The organism is Patescibacteria group bacterium (assembly GCA_038063375.1).
In the GTDB taxonomy this organism is placed as follows: Bacteria; Patescibacteriota; Minisyncoccia; order Phycocordibacterales; family JANLHH01; genus JANLHH01.
In genome coordinates this window covers 1-16,812 of the sequence record JBBTVG010000002.1, presented here as the reverse complement: position 1 = coordinate 16,812, position 16,812 = coordinate 1, and the positions used below count along the sequence as shown (strand labels likewise).

Here is a 16,812-nt window from a genome sequence, read left to right as displayed (position 1 = left end):
ATGAAAAAGATCGTCTTTTATTCTTGGCAGTCAGATTTACCTAATGGTACAAATCGTACTCTTATTGAAGGTGTTTTGAAGGATGTTGCCAAAGAAATAGGGAGTGATGAAGATACTAATATCGAGCCTGTTATCGACAGAGATACTCAAGGTGTAGCTGGTGCACCAAATATTGCAACAGCCATTTTTAAGAAAATTGATTCAGCGGATATATTTGTTGCCGATGTCTCCATTATTGGAAGTGCGAAAAAGCGTGCAGTACCTAATCCGAATGTTTTAATAGAATTGGGGTATGCCCTGAAAGCATTGGGGCATGAGCGTATAGTGTTGGTTTTTAATACTGCGTTTGGTAAGATAGAAAAATTACCATTTGACTTAAGAATGCACAGAACTATCACGTATGAATGTTCTGAGTCTCTTGTGGACCGTTCTTCAATTAAAAAAGAATTGGCTAAAGATTTTAAGTCAGCATTACTTTCGGGTTTTTCCCATGAGATTCCAAGAGAAATATCTCCCAGCATAATTGATGTTATTAAAAATAACGTTCCAAGTAAAAAAATTGATTTACGGAAGTATCTGTCTGATTTATTGGTTAGATTGGAGAAGTTGCAACCTCCAATGTTTCGAGACGGTGGAACTGTGAAGGAATTGTTGTCAGCTATACCAACAACAGAAAATGTGGCTATAGAATTTGCAAGACTATCTGAAACAGTGGTGCTCATGAATGATTCTGAATCGGCAATGGAAATATTTCAGTGGTTTGGAAAGATTCTTACAAAATATGACCCTCCTGCAAATACATCAGGGAGAACATCAAACGCAGATGGTGATTTTTTTCGATTCCTGGGACATGACTTGTTTGTTTCTTTTGCAGTGCCTTTTTTGAGAGAAGAAAAATTCAAAGAATTAGGAATACTTTTAAAAGAGAACTTAAAAGTTGGTCCGACAAGCCACTCTCCGCAAGAAAGAAAAGAGAGATGGAATGAACTGGCACATTATTCTCCTCTACTTTCTGAGGAGAGTAAGAGAAGAAATCCACAAAGAGTATCACTGCAAGCTGATTTATTAAAAACTCGGCATGAAAAAGAAGAACTCTCGACCACTATTCCGTTTAAAGATTTTATGCAAGCAGATTTTTTTCTGTACTTACATGGCAAAGGAACCTCAAATGGTGAATATTATTTGAAATGGTATCCTCATTCCGTTATATACATGCAAGACACTCCAGTCTTTATATCAGAAGCTGTTGATTATCCGAAAGCAATGCAGTTATGTCATGCTTTGGAAATTACTGATACTGATGAATTAAAAAGACGACTCACTTCTTCACAAAAACTTCCGGATGTAAGGTATTCCGCAATTACTGATAGGGATATACAAGCTATTGGTAGCACGGGTGGTGCTCAAATTATTTACCCATCTGAGGAATAGTTGCTAAGTTATTTTTTAGTTAAAAAGTTGAGTAGATGACTTCATTCTTTCCCTTACCAAACTTTGGCTTCGACACTTCAAACCATTCAGGATGAACTTTGAATATAGCCCGTAATTGCTTTATAATCGGATCAAGGGTCCTGAAAGTTAAGTGTTTTATAAGAAGTTTTGGTTCAAAGTTTAGGACACCCTCTCCGCACTGGCTATATTAACCATACCGAATACTTGGAGGTATGGTTAATATAGCCAGTCGATTGTGGGGGGCTGGATTTGAAAGACGGAGGCGGAGAAAAATTTGAAAAATTTTTCATACCGCCGAGTCAGGGTCGTGAGCCGTATAAAATTAATGAGCGAAGTGAATATAATTTTAACGGATTCCTGACCAAATCCTGTCTCCTCCGCCACGTGTGTGAAAGCGAGTAAGATATATCAAGGGAAGATCTCTCCGTAGAGTAATTCTTTTTCTTGCGAACGCGACCGGACAAGGTCTCTTCCGGAGGGATCAATAATGCTTGAGACGCCGGTTTTCATGGCTCGCAAAAGATACTTCCGCGTGGAAACCGCGGCGAATTTTGCGATGATGTGATTTTGTTCCGCAACGAGAGGACTGTCAAACACGCCGTCGGTTCCTATGGCAACAATAAAGCGAGATGTATCGCTCTTGATAAGTTTAGGGAACAGAATTTCCGAACAGATGAGAGCTGAAACAGCATCTCCCTTTATGGTTATCCCTTTGGCGTTTTCTCCCTCCGCAAGCGCTCCGACTGTCTTAAAGGGAAACCAAGCGACTGACCGTTCTGAGAACGGGAACAGTATTCTTTTGTGATAGATACTTGTGATATGCCCACCCTCCAGCACTACCAGAGAGCTGTAGCGGGATTTGTCTTGCATGCTCACTAACCCAACAACGAACGAAGTGTCGGAGTACGTTTCCGACAGATCAATGAGGTGTTGATATGAGCTCCTTACCGCCGGTTGTGTTGTTTCCGTGTGTTTTTGAGGTTCCCCCGTATCTTCGTTGAGGAGAATTGAAGGAAAAGCACTTTCGGGAATGAGTATCATCGCGGGGTTTTTCCTCAGTGCTTTTGTGATATCTCGCAAGACGCGTGGCTCATTTTCGGCAACATAATCACGTCCCGGCTGTACGAGAGCAATGGACAGATAAGATTGAGGCAGTATGGTTGGGAGATTTTTTATTGAGAAGTACCCATACACGTTCGCAAAGAGAATAATACCTATGAAGACGTAGAGATGAGGATTCCGAAAGAAAGAGCCGCACATCGCGTGGAACAAATTGACGCCTTTCATTTTGCCGATATGATGCAGAGTTTCTCGGGCAATGAAAAAAAGAATGATATTCACGAAAACCACCAAAACACTTAACACGTAGACTCCTCCGAAAACTGAAAGCTGGAGAAGAAATGGAGAATCATGAAGCGCGTAGCCGAGATTTCCCCATGTGAATCCGAGGGATATTTTTGCTCGCAGGTATTCGAACAAGATCCAACACAGTGGCAGAATGGTCAGGGGGGCAATCGGAGAAAAGTCTTCCCGCGTGATCCTCTTAAAGAGAAGGGAAAAAAGTCCCAACAGTATGCCGCTGAATAAAACTGCCGCAGAGAGGATAAGAAAGAGGATCAGTATTTTGTTCTCCCAGAGGATTCCGCTGACTTTAAGCCACCCCCACGCGTTGAGCGAAAGGAGAGGGTACGTCACTTTTCCGAAGTAGATCACTCCGGCGACCACTCCGCCCCAGAATACTTTTTTGGAAGAAATGCCTGAAGTATTGATGAACAGAAAGAGAGGAATAAGAGAATACCACACCAGCCACGTGAGATTAAATGGCGGCAAAGTAAACGCGAGAAGAACGCCGGAAATGACAGGAAGGATAAATAATTTTCCGCCACCAAGTTCTTTAATGGTATGCATAATATATGAGAGCAATTATATCACGCGTGAATTTCACGCTCAATTCACTCTTGAAACATCTGCTTTCAAAAGCTCCGCACAAAGGATATAATACCTCAACAATACCGAAAAAAGCCCCGCGAACGTCCATGACCACAAAGAAAACAAATAAAACAAAAGGAATTTCTGCCAGAGAGGGATATACCTACAAAAGGTCTGCCGGTGGGATCGATGAATACACATTGAATTCAAATGGTCTTCGAGTGCTTTTGAAGGAAGATCATTTTGCTCCCGTGGCAACGGTGATGGTCACCTATCATGTGGGCTCACGCAACGAGGCCCTCGGCCATACCGGCGCGACGCATCTCCTTGAACATCTCATGTTTAAGGGATCCAAAAAATATAACAAGAAAAACAAAAAACAAATTTGGAATTTATTGCAAACCAAAGGGGCGAGATTGAACGCGACCACATGGCTTGATCGCACCAATTATTTTGAAACAGTACCGGTGCAGTATGTGGAAACCGCGATCGCGTTTGAAGCAGACCGGATGCGCAACGCCTTCATCAAAGAGGAAGACCGGCAGTTGGAAATGACCGTCGTGCGCAATGAATTTGAGCGCGGAGAGAACAACCCCATTGAAGCGGTTGATAGGGACATCTGGGCTTCCGCGTACCAAGCGCATCCATACCACCATCCGACCATCGGATGGAAATCGGACATTGAACATGTTTCCATTGAACGGTTAAAAAAATTCTACGACACCTTTTATTGGCCCAATAACGCGACGGTCACGGTCATCGGCGACATTGATAGAGTGAACATTTTGGCGCTGGTGAAAAAATACTTTGGCGTACACAAACGCGCGCCGCATGAAATTCCGGATGTGTATACCAAAGAGCCGAGGCAACGAGGGCAAAGACGGGTCAGAGTGGAACGTCAAGGACAGACGAACATTGTCGGTGTCGCGCACAAAACTCCCGAAGGCCTGCACAAGGACACGTGCGCGCTTTTAGTGCTCTCGCAATTGTTGGGAGGAAGCAAGGGGAGCAGGTTGTATCGCTCTCTGGTAGACAAGGGATTTGCCACGAGTGTGGATATGTCCGACCATCCATTTCGTGATCCGGGTTTATTTATCACGTACGCTTTTCTTACTCCAGGGACGTCTCCCAAAAAAGTAGAGGATGCGGTAGTGCGGGAGTACGAAAAAATCAAACACGAGGAGATCAGTTCTTCCGAGCTCAAGCGCGCCATCGCGCAGTTGCAATCAAGTATTTTATTTGCTCGGGACGGATCATACACGATGGCGGGAAGTCTCAATGAAGCGCTGGCAATAGGGGACTGGACATTCTTCACGAATCTTCCCGCAAAGATCGGCGCGGTGACCGCGAAACAGGTAAGAGATGTTGCAAGAAAATATCTCACAGACGATCAAAGCACGATTGGATATTTCGTTGCAAAATAACAGGTTTTTATGAAAGATCAAGCTACACAATCGCATAAAGGGGGAGTGCATATCTCCGAGCACATCAAGGAAAGTACTCCCGTGGAAGGAATGCACCTCTTTACCCTGAAAAATAGCGCGGAAAGGATCGTCATCATCATGGGGAGTATGTTAGGAGGGCGCATGTATAGCCCAAAAGAAAACCCCGCACTTGCTGACCTGGTGGTGGCGATGCTTGACCAAGGTACCGTAAAAAAAGATAAAAACGCCATCAATGATGAACTTGAACATTTTGGCGCGTCCATTCAATTTTCTTCCAGTGAGTTCAGGGTGAATTTTACGGTAAGGTGCATGAGCAAGGATATTGAAAAAGTGCTCGCACTCCTCTCCGAACAACTGCGCTCTCCAAAGTTTGGAGCGGCCGAGTTCGCGATCATACAAAAGCGGTTGATCGCGGAGCTCTCGCTTGCGAAAGAAGATACGGAAAAAGTCGGGGCTATCGCTCTTTCTCAATCGTTGTTTCCCAAAGATCACCCAAATTATCAATTAGGTATTCCAGAATTAATAACAGCGATCAAGCAGACAAAGGTGCACGCGCTCAAAGAATTTCATAAAAAGAATTATGGATTTGGATCAGGCAATCTTGTTGCTGTTGGCGACGTGTCCCATAAAGAAGTAGAAAAAAAAGTGAAACATATCTTTAGTGGATGGCGGCAATCCCCACTCGTGCCGCTTCAGGGTTCCTACCAGAGAAAAATTGTATCTCGCGGAAAAAAAGAGAGAGTGTATATTCCCGACAAGACAAGCGTGAATGTATTGATGGGGCAGTCTGTCGGTATTAATAATACTCATCCCGATTATTATCCCTTATTGCTTGGCGTGCAGGCACTTGGTGGAGATTTTTGTGCACGCTTGATGATGGAGGTACGCGAAAGACAGGGGTTAACATACAGTATTTATTCACGGCTTGTCGGTACCGAGAGTGGTGCTGACGGTTTCTGGTTCATCAATGGAAGTTTTGCTCCAGCATTGTTGCAAAAAGGAGAGGATGCGACAAGAGAAGAGCTCTCTCACTTTGTGAAAAAAGGAATAAGTGCCAAAGAATTGCGTGAACGCAAAGAAACCATAATAGGTTCTTTTGATGTGAGTCTTGAGAGCACGCACGAATTGGCCGCTCTTGTCTTAAACAACAAAGAAGAGGGCAGAGAGAGGGGTTTCCTTGACCATTTTCCAGCTCTCATCAACGCTATCACGCAAAGCCAGGTGAATCGCGCCATTTTGCGATACATGAACCCGCAACATGTGGTCCAGATCACCGTAGGGACGATCGGTTCAAAAAACAAGAAAAGGTAATGTCTTCAAAAACCGATGCGAATAACGCAAACAGAACAATGTGAAACAAAGAGGCGTCTTTACAGACGTCCCTTTTTATCTTTTGTCACTCATTTTTAGAGTTATCCACTTTTTTTACGGGAGCAACCTGCGATACAATGAGTGTACGAAACTCATTAATAATTAATTCTCGTCTGTTCAGTGCTCCTCATCCTTTCCGGGTAGTGGGGTAAGGGGAAGACACTCAAAAAGTATGGTCAAAGGCGTGGAGGCAGCGAAAAATATCACGAAGCTCTTAAAAAGGGTCAAAAAACGAGACGGCACTGTTGTCTCGTTTGATATCACAAGAATTTCCGACGCCGTTGGGAAAGCGATGAAAGTTACCGGGGAAGGAAACGAATTTGACGCGCACCGGATCGCTGAAAAAGTGGTGCTGCACCTTTATAAATCCAACATCAAAGACAGCCTCTACACTCCTTTGGTGGAAGAGATCCAAGACACGGTGGAGCGTGAGCTCATTTGGGAGGATTTTGCCGATACCGCAAAGGCGTATATCTTGTACCGCGAGAAAAGAGCGCAAGCGCGCGCGGAAGGGATCGCTGTTCCCGAGCACGTGCGAAAACTTACCGAAGAGAGCAGTAAATATTTTCGCAACCAACTTGCCGAGTTTGTTTTCTATCGCACCTATGCGCGATGGATTGAAAATGAGGGGCGACGCGAGACATGGATAGAAACCGTGGATCGCTACATGGACTTCATGAAAGAAAATCTTGGTAAAAAGCTCGAGCCGAAAGAATACAAAGAAGTACGCGAAGCGATTCTCAATCATGAAGCGATGCCGTCCATGCGACTACTTCAGTTTGCGGGACCTGCCACGCGCAGAACAAATGTGTGCGCCTACAACTGTTCGTTCATCGCGCCCACTAAACTGCAGGATTTTGGCGAGATCATGTATATTTTGATGTGCGGTACGGGCGCCGGATTTGCCGCCGAGAGTTATAACGTACAGCAGCTTCCGCAGATCAAATTCCAGACGAGCAAAAAATTACCGACTCATGTTATTCCGGACACGAAAGAAGGGTGGGCTGATTCGCTCGTGTATGGCATGAAGACGTGGTTTGGCGGCAAAGACGTGGACTTTGATTTTGGGAAGCTCCGCGCGGCGGGTGCGAAATTAAAGACCATGGGCGGGCGCTCTTCCGGACCCGAACCTCTGCGAAGCGTGCTCTCCTTTACGCGCGCGAAGATACTGAATAAACAAGGAAGAAGACTCTCCAATATTGATGTACACGATATTATCTGCAAGATTGGCGAAGTTGTTGTTGCCGGCGGCGTGCGCAGAAGCGCGCTTATCTCTCTTTCCGATCTTGACGACGTGAAGATGCGTGACGCGAAGAAAGGCCAGTTCTATTTGACGGAACCGCAACGCTCTATGGCGAACAACTCTGCCGTATACATGGAAAAGCCAACGAATGAGGAATTTCTGGACGAATGGATCGCGCTTATGAAAAGCGGTTCAGGCGAACGTGGTATTTTCAACAGGGGGAGTTTGCACAAAACGCTCCCCGAACGCCGCTTGAAGGCACTCAAGGGGGATGTGCGACCTATCGGCACCAACCCTTGCGGCGAGATATTGCTGCAGTCAAAGCAGTTTTGCAACCTCTCGGAGGTAGTCGCTCGTCCCGAAGATACCAAGGAATCTTTACTTCGGAAGATACGAGTCGCCACCATTTTGGGCACCTATCAGTCAACATTGACGTATTTTCCTTACCTTTCAAAAGAGTGGAAAGAGAATTGCGAGAAAGAACGACTACTCGGTGTCTCCATCACGGGGCAGTGGGACTCTCCGGTAGCGCGTGATCCGGAGGTATTGGCGAAACTCAAAGAGGAAACGATCAAAGTAAATAAAAAGTACGCAGAGCGTTTTGGCACCAATCAATCAACATGCATCACGGCTGTGAAGCCTTCAGGCACGCTTTCACAGCTTGTGGATTCCTCTTCAGGCATGCACCCGCGACATTCCGAATACTATATTCGCCGAGTGCGCATCGCCGCTCATGATCCGCTTTTCGCCATGATGAAAGAGCAGGGGGTTTTGTACTATCCCGAGGTTGGACAGTCAATGGAAACGGCAAATACCTATGTGATTGAATTTCCGGTCAAGGCGCCCGCACATTCCATCTTTAAAGATCACTTGTCGGCTTTTGACCAGCTTGACCACTGGAAAAAAGTGAAACAAAGTTATACCGAGCACAACCCTTCCATCACTATCTCGGTTGGAGAAAACGAATGGGTGGGAGTAGCCAACTGGCTTTATGAGAACTGGGATCTAATCGGCGGTCTTTCATTCCTCCCGCGTGATAATCATGTCTATCAGCTTGCGCCGTACGAGGCCATTGATAAGAAGCGATATGATGAAATGGTGAAGCGCTTCGGCACAATTGATTTTTCAAAGATCGTTCTCCACGAAAAGTCCGACGCCACGGAAGTGAAAAAAGAACTTGCTTGTGTTGCCGGCGTGTGCGAGATATAGATCAAAACGCAACATAGCGATATCAGCAAAAACCTCCGCCTTGCAGCGGAGGTTTTTGATAGTTATGTGTTGTATCTATAAGCCGAATTCTGTACCGAGCACCATTTAGGCACTATGTAGTATTGGTAAGACAAAAACGTAATAAGTTGTCTTGATACCAAAACTATATAAACGCACAAATGGTGCTCGGCGACAGTTATTTATCTGGGCCACGCATTACTGCGCGGCTCAAGCGGCACCCTCCGCTCTTAAAACAGCGGAGTACGGCCTTGCACCCGGGTAAGGATTTAGCCGTTTCACCCGAGCACCATCTCTATCTCTTGTGAGAGAGACACAGATGGTGCTCGGCTACGCTTCCTTATGGAAGCGCCCACACGCCTTTCGTTGTGTGGCGTCTCTGCTCGCACCTCTCGGATTGCTCCGGACGGGGATTACCCGCTACCTTGCTCCCCGTCTAAGACGGGGGAGTGTTCGGACTTTCCTCCCCGACAATGTCGGGGCAACTGCCCGATACAACGTAAACATTATACAACAAGATATGGAAATTGCAACTGTGTACAATATTACCGCTTTGCTCCGCACTTATATTCTTGTATAATGTACACATTACCTACGTTAATTTTTACAGGAAGATACCATGAATAAACAGAATAATTCATTTTTTCCCTTAGACGCGATTGCTCTCGGCTTACTCATCATCGCAACGTTCCTGCTTCCTGTTTTCTTCCTCTCCACCAACAGTTTTTCCGTTGATTTTGCCAAAGGGGGTCTTTTGGCGATACTGGTCTCCCTCTCTTTTTTCTTGTGGCTCATTGCGCGCTTACGAGAAGGGGTACTTGCCATTCCGAAGAGTTTCATTCTCTTCAGTATGGGCGTCGTCACCGCGGTATTTCTTGCTTCATCCTTGTTTTCTCCCGCAGTGAAAATCTCACTGCTTGGGCTTGGTCATGAGACGGGAACTTTTGCCGTTTTCCTTGTCTTATTCTTGCTTATGTTTCTTTCCTCCGTATTTTTCCAAAACATGGACAAGATACTGTACGTTTATTCGGCTCTCGTGATGTCTGCTTTTGTATTGGCATTGTATCAAGGCGCTCGCCTCATATTCGGTATTGATTTTCTTTCATTTAATACTTTCACTTCTTCCGCCGCCAACCTCTTTGGGAAATATAACGACATGGCTCTCTTTTTTGGGCTTACGGCAGTTTTTTCGCAAGTGACGCTTCAGTTGCTCACACTCCGCGGCAGTATGAAGGTAATCCTTCACGCCCTCCTCTTCGCCTCTTTGTTTTTCCTTGCTCTTGCCAATTTCTCCCTTGCATGGATATTGGTGGGGACATTTTCCGTAGTGATCCTCGTCTACGGACTCTCGTTTGAGAGAAGGCGTGCGCAAGAGACAAGCGATGTTCCCACAGCGGTCAACCACATACCATTTACCCCTCTTGCCGTCGCGATCGTTTCTCTTTTATTCTTGTTGCCGGGTAATCTTGGAAATATATTAAGTACGAGCCTCGGTATTTCGCAGGTTGAAGTGCGACCCTCGTGGGAAGCAACACTTGAAATTACTTCACGCACGCTTTCTCTCAATCCGGTGCTTGGGATTGGTCCGAACAGGTTTGAACAGCAGTGGTTTTTCTTGAAACCGGACGGCATCAACGATACGCCCTTTTGGGATACGGGATTTGCGTTTGGTATCGGCATGATACCAACCTTTGCGACAACGCTTGGTATAGCGGGAATCCTTGCGTGGATGCTGTTCCTGCTCTCATTTTTATATACGGGCGCAAAAGCGCTCGTTACTCCGCATAAGGACAGGATCACCAACTACTTCATTTTCTCATCCCTTTTGTTGGCTCTCTACTTATGGATCGTGGCGGTGTTTTATGTCCCTAATATCGTCAATCTGAGTCTCGCTTTTCTGTTTACGGGAATATTCGTGGCAATGTTCATTAAAGGGGGCCTGGCAAAAAACTACAGAGTATCAGCCATTGATAATCCCAGAATCGGTTTTATCATAGTCCTTCTCTTGATCATCATGATCGTTGCGTCTGCCGTTTTGGAATACTTCTTCGTACAGCGGTTTCTTTCCGTGCATACGTTCAGCAAAGGAGTTACGACATTTAATGTGAGCGGGGATATCAATACCGCAGAATCACATATGCTGCGCGCCAAGGAACTCTACGAGTATGACCTGTATCTCCGCTCGCTTTCCGAGCTGCAAACCGCGCGTTTAAGCAACATTCTTTCCACAAGCGACGTGAGCGAAGACGTATTGCGCGCGCAGTTTCAGAATGCGCTCGGCGAAGCCATCGCCTATGCGCGCCGGGCAACCGAAGTGGATGCCACCAACTATTTAAACTGGGTATCACTCGGAAATGTCTACGCTTCCGTTGTTTCGCTTAATATTGAAGGCGCGTACGACAACGCACTTGCCGCCTACGAGAAAGCATTGGAAAGAAATCCCAAGAGTCCGGCGCTCTATCTCACTCTCGCGCGTCTCGAGGTTGCGCGCGGCAATATTGAAACAGCGCGCGCACGCATAGAAGAATCACTCGCGCAGAAGCAGGACTACGCGCAAGCGATCTTCTTTCTTTCGCAGATCGAGGCAAACGAAGGAAACATCAAAGCGGCAATTGAATCCACGGAGCGCGCGTCTTTGATCGCCCCGAACGATATCGGCGTGTTCTTCCAGCTCGGATTTTTGAAATACAAAGACGGAAATTATGGCGGAGCTATTGCGGCGCTTGAACGCGCGGTCACGCTTAACCCTGTGTACGCGAATGCGAAATATTTCTTGGGATTAAGCTATGACCAGGTAGGGAGAAGAGAGGATGCGATCACTCAATTTGAAGGTATTGAACAGCTCAATCCGGAAAACAGCGAGGTGAAGAAGATTCTCAAGAACTTGCGGGGGGATAGAGAGCCATTCACAGACGTGGCACCCCCGCTTCCTCTGCCGGAAAAACGGGACACATTGCCAATAGAAGGAGAATGATAATAAAAGGCGTGGTTACTGTTGAGTAGCTAAGCGACCAAAGAGAGATATCAAACAGAGAACCCTAAACGCCCTGAGCCGTGGTTCAAAGAATTTTAAACATTTTCAATAAAGAGTTTACAGGGCTTCACCAAGCGGCATACCTGCTCGGTGCCTTTGCGCTCCTTTCCCAAGTGCTCGCGCTTTTCCGCGACAGACTACTCGCGCATGTCTTTGGAGCAAGCACTACCTTGGATGTGTATTATGCGGCATTTCGTATCCCTGATTTCATTTATATTTCAATTGCTTCGTTTGTGTCCATTACGGTTCTCATACCGTTTTTGGTGGAAAAAATAGACCAGAATTCAGAATATGGAGGGGAGCGCGCCCGTGCGTTCTTGAGCGACGTGTTCAGTTTCTTTTTTCTCACCATTCTTTTTGTAAGCGGGGTCGCTTTTTTCATGGCACCGTTCCTTGCGGGTTTTATTGTTCCGGGATTCTCCCTGGAAGAGAAAAAAATATTCGTTGATCTGACAAGGATCCTCTTGGTATCACCGGTACTGCTCGGTATTTCAAGTCTCTTGGGGTCCGTCACGCAGACATACCGGAAATTTTTTGTATATGCCGGAGCGCCGGTTCTGTATAATCTGGGCATCATTACGGGAATTATATTTTTTTTCCCGTTATTTGGCGTTGTCGGCATGGTGATGGGCGTTATTTTCGGAGCCCTCCTGCATCTTCTGGTTCAATTTCCCGTGGTCATGAAACACGGGCTCGTTCCGCGATTTAAATGGCACATGAACTTCTCCGACATAAAGCGAGTGGTGGTATTATCACTGCCGCGCACCATTGCTCTTTCATCCAATCACATCTCCCTGATCGCACTCATTGCCCTTGCCTCATACATGGTGGAAGGATCCATCGCTGTTTTTAACTTTTCTTTCAATCTTCAGTCGGTACCGCTCTCTATCATCGGGGTTTCATATTCTGTCGCGGCGTTCCCGACATTGACCAGACTTTTTTCAAACGGGGAACGAATGAAATTCGCGGAACATATTGTAGCCGCGACAAGGCACATCGTGTTTTGGACAACCCCCGCCATTATTCTCTTTATTGTTCTTCGCGCGCAGATCGTGCGAACCATTCTGGGCTCCGGAGAATTTGACTGGTCAGATACCCGTCTCACGGCGGCGGCGCTTGCCGTGTTCTCGGTTTCCATACTGGCGCAGGCGCTCGTGCTTTTGTTCGTGAGAGGATACTACGCGGCGGGAAGAACAAAAATTCCGCTCGTGATGAATACTTTTTCATCGGCGTTGATCATCATATTTGGTTTTGTGTTCATGAAAATGTTTCAAACAAACGAGATGTTCCGCTATTTTATGGAATCCCTTTTGCGAATTGACGACATTCCCGGAAGCGCAATCGTCATGTTGCCGCTGGCATATTCAATGGGGATGATCATAAACGCCACTCTGTTGGGACTGTTTTTCAGCAGAGATTTTAAGGAGTTCTCTCTTTCTTTGAAACGAGTCTTTGCGCACATCTTTGCGGCGTCGGTCATTATGGGTTTTGTGGCATACCGCTTTCTCTCGGTGTTTGGCAACATGTTTGATATCAACACGTTCTGGGGTATTTTCCTGCAGGGACTTTTTGCCGGAGGGCTTGGTGTTGTTGCCTGCATCGTAGTTCTCAAGATGCTCGGGAACAGAGAACTGGAAGAAGTGAGCGCCAACCTCAAACGCCGTCTCTTTAAGGTGCGTGTCATTGCGCCTGATCAGGAGGAACTGTAAGATGCCGAATGTGTTGACTTCTTGCAGATAGTGTGCTTTAATGGCGTTAGCACTTTGTTCTCACAAAAAGGAGGAGACATGAAAGACACGAAAGACGCAAATAAGCTGGCCACATGGTGTTCGTTGTTGTCCATCGCCAGTATTATGACCTCTGTCTGGTTTTTTTATGAAAGGCTTCATAAAAGCGGTATTGTACTGCTCGCCATTGCGCTCATCTTTTTTTTCGCAGCTGTCTATTACCTGTCCAACTCGGACAAAACAAAAGCCGACCGAAACGTTTTTAAATAGCGACTACGGAACCTTTTTACTTTTTAAACGGCGCGTTTCGCGCCGTTTTTGTTTGCATGTATCTATGATATGCTTGGTAGATATTATGAAGAATATAAGAAATTTCACCATTATTGCCCACATTGATCACGGCAAATCAACGCTTGCTGACCGCATGCTTGAGCTGACGGGCACGATTGAGGCGCGCAAAATGAAAGAGCAGGTCTTGGACAATATGGACCTTGAGCGCGAGCGCGGCATCACCATCAAGATGCAGCCGGTGCGTATGCGTTACAATTCCCATGGAGAAGAATATACGCTCAATCTTATTGATACGCCCGGACACATTGATTTTTCATACGAGGTATCCCGCGCGCTCAAAGCGGTGGAGGGATCCATTCTCTTGGTGGATGCCACGCAAGGCGTGCAAGCCCAGACATTGACCGTGCTTGCAATGGCACGCGAGCTGGGACTTGTCATTATTCCTGTTATCTCCAAAATTGATTCACCCCTTGCTCGCATAGAAGAAGTGAGAGGGGAGGTCGCGAAACTCTTGGAATGCGATAACTCCTCCATTTTTGAAGTATCCGGCAAGACCGGACAGGGGGTAGAAAAGCTTTTGGAGGAGGTCATCGCGCGCATACCGCCCCCGCATGAAGCATTTCCGGGGACAGACAGCGCACGAGCGCTTATCTTTGATTTCCAATATTCAAACCACAAAGGCGTTATTGTTTTTGTGAGAGTGTTGGACGGCACGATTGCCAAAGGATCCTTACTTACACTCATTCAGACAAAAGAGCATTTTGGAGCGATCGAGACAGGAATTTTTTCTCCCGCCCCAATCCCGAAAGACTCATTATCTGCGGGAGAGATCGGTTACATAATAACGGGGATAAAAAAAGCGGGGGCCGCGTCGGTGGGAGATACGATTACATTGACCAAAGCGCCCCTCCCGGCCCTTCCCGGATATATGAACCCGCGGCCTGTCGTGTGGGCGTCCATTTATACGGAGAGTCAGGATGATTTTCCGCTCCTTCGGAGTGCTCTCGGAAAACTTAAATTATCAGATCCGTCGCTTTCGTACGAGGAAGAAACGTCAGGGACGCTCGGCCGCGGTTTCCGGTGCGGTTTTTTGGGTATGCTTCATCTGGAGATTATCTCGGAACGTTTGAGAAGGGAATTTGACCTGGATCTCGTGGTTGCAACCCCGTCTATCACATACGAGGTGGAATATCTGGACGGCAAGAAAAAAATAGTTTATTCTCCCGCTTTATTTCCCGACCACGGAACATACAAAGAAGTGCGCGAGCCGTGGGTTTCGGCGCGTATCATTACTCCCGGTACATATTTGGGCGGAATCATGCAAATACTCCATGACCATGAAGCGGAAATGGGGAATTCGGAAACGTTCGGCGATAATCGTGTTTCCCTTGAGGTAGTTATGCCGCTTCGGGAGCTTATGCGGAACTTTTTTGATGAGATGAAAAGTGTTTCTTCGGGATTTGCGTCCCTCGCCTATGAGATCATAGATTCACGAAAGGCGGACGTGGCACGGCTTGATATTTTGGTTGCCGAGGAGGTTATGCCGGCATTTTCCCGCGTAGTGTCTTCGCGCCGTGCCGAAGAAGAAGCCAAAGAAGCGGTAGGGCGCCTCTATAAAGTGCTTCCTCGCCAATTATTTGTCGTAAAGATCCAGGGCAAAGTGCTTGGACGCATCGTCGCTTCAGAGACGATCTCCGCACTGCGAAAAGATGTGACGGCAAAGCTCTACGGAGGTGATATTACGCGAAAAATGAAATTGCTTGAAAAACAAAAAAAGGGAAAGAAAAGAATGAAGCAAGGAGGCAAGGTACACATTCCCCAAGAGGTGTTCCTGAAGATGATCCGAGGAGGGAACGACAGCTAACCTTACAGAGTCTTAAAGGAAGATAGGGCTGTAGAGAAGCACCATGCTAATAGCAATAAAAATGGCCAGAATTGACCAGATGACCTTGATGGTTTTTTTGTGTTTCTTGTTGAACATAAGGGAGTATTAAATGTATAGTATAAGATATACTATATAATATGCAATAGATATTTACCATGTTAGACTTCCAGCAAAAAAAGAAATTACGCAAAGCGATGTACTCAAAAGTGGTGCTATTCATATTGAGTATCGTTGCTCTGTTTCTGGGGAATGCGACATGGAATGTCTATCAGAAATACAGTGAAGCGCGGCAGAACGAAGAGATCGTCTCAAACGAAATTCAAAAGCTACAAGAGCGGGAACGTGACCTTTCTGTTGACATAGCGCGACTGAATACTGAGCGGGGCGTTGAGGAAGAATTGCGGAAACGGTTTGGGGTTGCCAAGAAAGGGGAAGAAGTGATGGTCATCGTTGAACCGACCGTTCTTGATGGGCAAAATATTGTCGACAATGAAGGGCAAAAAAAAGGATTTTGGCGTTCTCTCTTCTATGTGTTTACCGGTGGCGAGTGAGACATAATGGAATACGCGGATATAGTTTAGTGGTAGAATGGATGCTTCCCAAGCATCGGACGGGAGTTCGATTCTCCCTATCCGCACCAAAAGAGTACTTTTTGCAAATATAACGGCTGTGCTATAATACAAATCTATTAACAAATATTTAAAATGCATATGAAGAACGTAGCAATATACAGTACACCGACATGCTCGTACTGCAGGGCGGCAAAAGAATTTTTCGACGAAAATAAAATAGCATATACAGAATATAATGTTGCGTCTGATGCACAAAAGCGCAGTGAAATGATAGAGAAAAGCGGCCAGATGGGCGTTCCGGTGATTGCCATAGGTGACGAGTTGGTTATTGGTTTTGACCAGGAGAAACTCTCAAAATTACTCGGGCTCTAATCCTTCTTACGTATCAAAAAAACCGTTCCGATTATATCGGAACAGTTTTTGATTGTGGTGCCCTCGGCAGGACGCTTTGCTATCGAACTCGTCGCACGGCTCCTCTTTAAAAACCCGCGGTTTTTAATATTTTCCTCCACGGGGAACTTCCGTTCCCCGACCCCCTCCCGTTCGATTCCTGCCGAGAACAGTCGCTCACATGCGTTCACTTTATGCCCTCGGCAGGAATCGAACCTACATCGAGCCCTTAGGACGGGCCAGTTC

11 protein-coding genes, 1 tRNA gene and 1 other RNA gene are annotated in these 16,812 nt (G+C 46.2%); 11 read left to right on the top strand and 2 right to left on the bottom strand.

Annotated elements, in window-relative coordinates; all coding sequences use genetic code 11:
* On the top strand, positions 1-1,431 hold the full coding sequence (locus AAB523_00125; GenBank protein MEK7555677.1) for a hypothetical protein: 1,431 nt from the start codon (positions 1-3) through the stop codon (positions 1,429-1,431).
* 429 nt (positions 1,432-1,860) lie between these two features.
* On the opposite strand, the gene lnt is transcribed toward AAB523_00125, so the two are convergent.
* On the bottom strand, positions 1,861-3,360 hold the full coding sequence (lnt, locus tag AAB523_00120) for an apolipoprotein N-acyltransferase (GenBank protein ID MEK7555676.1): 1,500 nt from the start codon (positions 3,358-3,360) through the stop codon (positions 1,861-1,863).
* Positions 3,361-3,365: 5 nt separating this feature from the next.
* Here lnt and AAB523_00115 point away from each other — a divergent pair, with 5 nt between their 5' ends.
* The 3 genes from AAB523_00115 to AAB523_00105 all read left to right on the top strand — a co-directional run bounded on the left by AAB523_00115 (position 3,366) and on the right by AAB523_00105 (position 8,649).
* A complete protein-coding gene (locus tag AAB523_00115) occupies positions 3,366-4,805 on the top strand; it encodes a pitrilysin family protein (protein ID MEK7555675.1) in 1,440 nt (479 codons plus the stop codon).
* A 9-nt stretch (positions 4,806-4,814) separates the two neighbouring features.
* Complete coding sequence (locus AAB523_00110) at positions 4,815-6,137, top strand: pitrilysin family protein (protein MEK7555674.1); 1,323 nt, start codon at positions 4,815-4,817, stop codon at positions 6,135-6,137.
* 232 nt (positions 6,138-6,369) lie between these two features.
* The gene (locus AAB523_00105; protein ID MEK7555673.1) at positions 6,370-8,649 is read left to right on the top strand and encodes an ATP cone domain-containing protein; all 2,280 of its coding nucleotides are present in this window, start codon (positions 6,370-6,372) and stop codon (positions 8,647-8,649) included.
* Positions 8,650-8,711: 62 nt separating this feature from the next.
* Here AAB523_00105 and rnpB read toward each other — a convergent pair.
* An RNA gene (gene rnpB, locus AAB523_00100) (RNase P RNA component class A) lies at positions 8,712-9,168 on the bottom strand.
* A 118-nt stretch (positions 9,169-9,286) separates the two neighbouring features.
* Between rnpB and AAB523_00095 the strand changes: the two genes are divergently transcribed.
* The 7 genes from AAB523_00095 to AAB523_00065 all read left to right on the top strand — a co-directional run bounded on the left by AAB523_00095 (position 9,287) and on the right by AAB523_00065 (position 16,548).
* A complete protein-coding gene (locus AAB523_00095; GenBank protein MEK7555672.1) occupies positions 9,287-11,641 on the top strand; it encodes a tetratricopeptide repeat protein in 2,355 nt (784 codons plus the stop codon).
* 80 nt (positions 11,642-11,721) lie between these two features.
* A complete protein-coding gene (murJ, locus tag AAB523_00090) occupies positions 11,722-13,410 on the top strand; it encodes a murein biosynthesis integral membrane protein MurJ (GenBank protein MEK7555671.1) in 1,689 nt (562 codons plus the stop codon).
* Between the two features lie 78 nt (positions 13,411-13,488).
* Positions 13,489-13,698, top strand: coding sequence for a hypothetical protein (locus AAB523_00085; protein ID MEK7555670.1), 210 nt, complete (start codon positions 13,489-13,491; stop codon positions 13,696-13,698).
* An 85-nt stretch (positions 13,699-13,783) separates the two neighbouring features.
* Entirely contained in the window at positions 13,784-15,583 is a 1,800-nt protein-coding gene (lepA, locus tag AAB523_00080; GenBank protein MEK7555669.1) for a translation elongation factor 4, read from the top strand.
* Positions 15,584-15,759: 176 nt separating this feature from the next.
* Complete coding sequence (locus AAB523_00075; protein MEK7555668.1) at positions 15,760-16,155, top strand: septum formation initiator family protein; 396 nt, start codon at positions 15,760-15,762, stop codon at positions 16,153-16,155.
* 15 nt (positions 16,156-16,170) lie between these two features.
* Positions 16,171-16,244 (top strand) — tRNA-Gly (locus AAB523_00070).
* Positions 16,245-16,314: 70 nt separating this feature from the next.
* Positions 16,315-16,548 carry a glutaredoxin domain-containing protein gene (locus AAB523_00065; GenBank protein ID MEK7555667.1) on the top strand — a complete coding sequence of 78 codons (234 nt, stop codon included), beginning with the start codon at positions 16,315-16,317 and terminating at the stop codon, positions 16,546-16,548.
* The last annotated feature ends 264 nt before the right edge of the window (positions 16,549-16,812 follow it).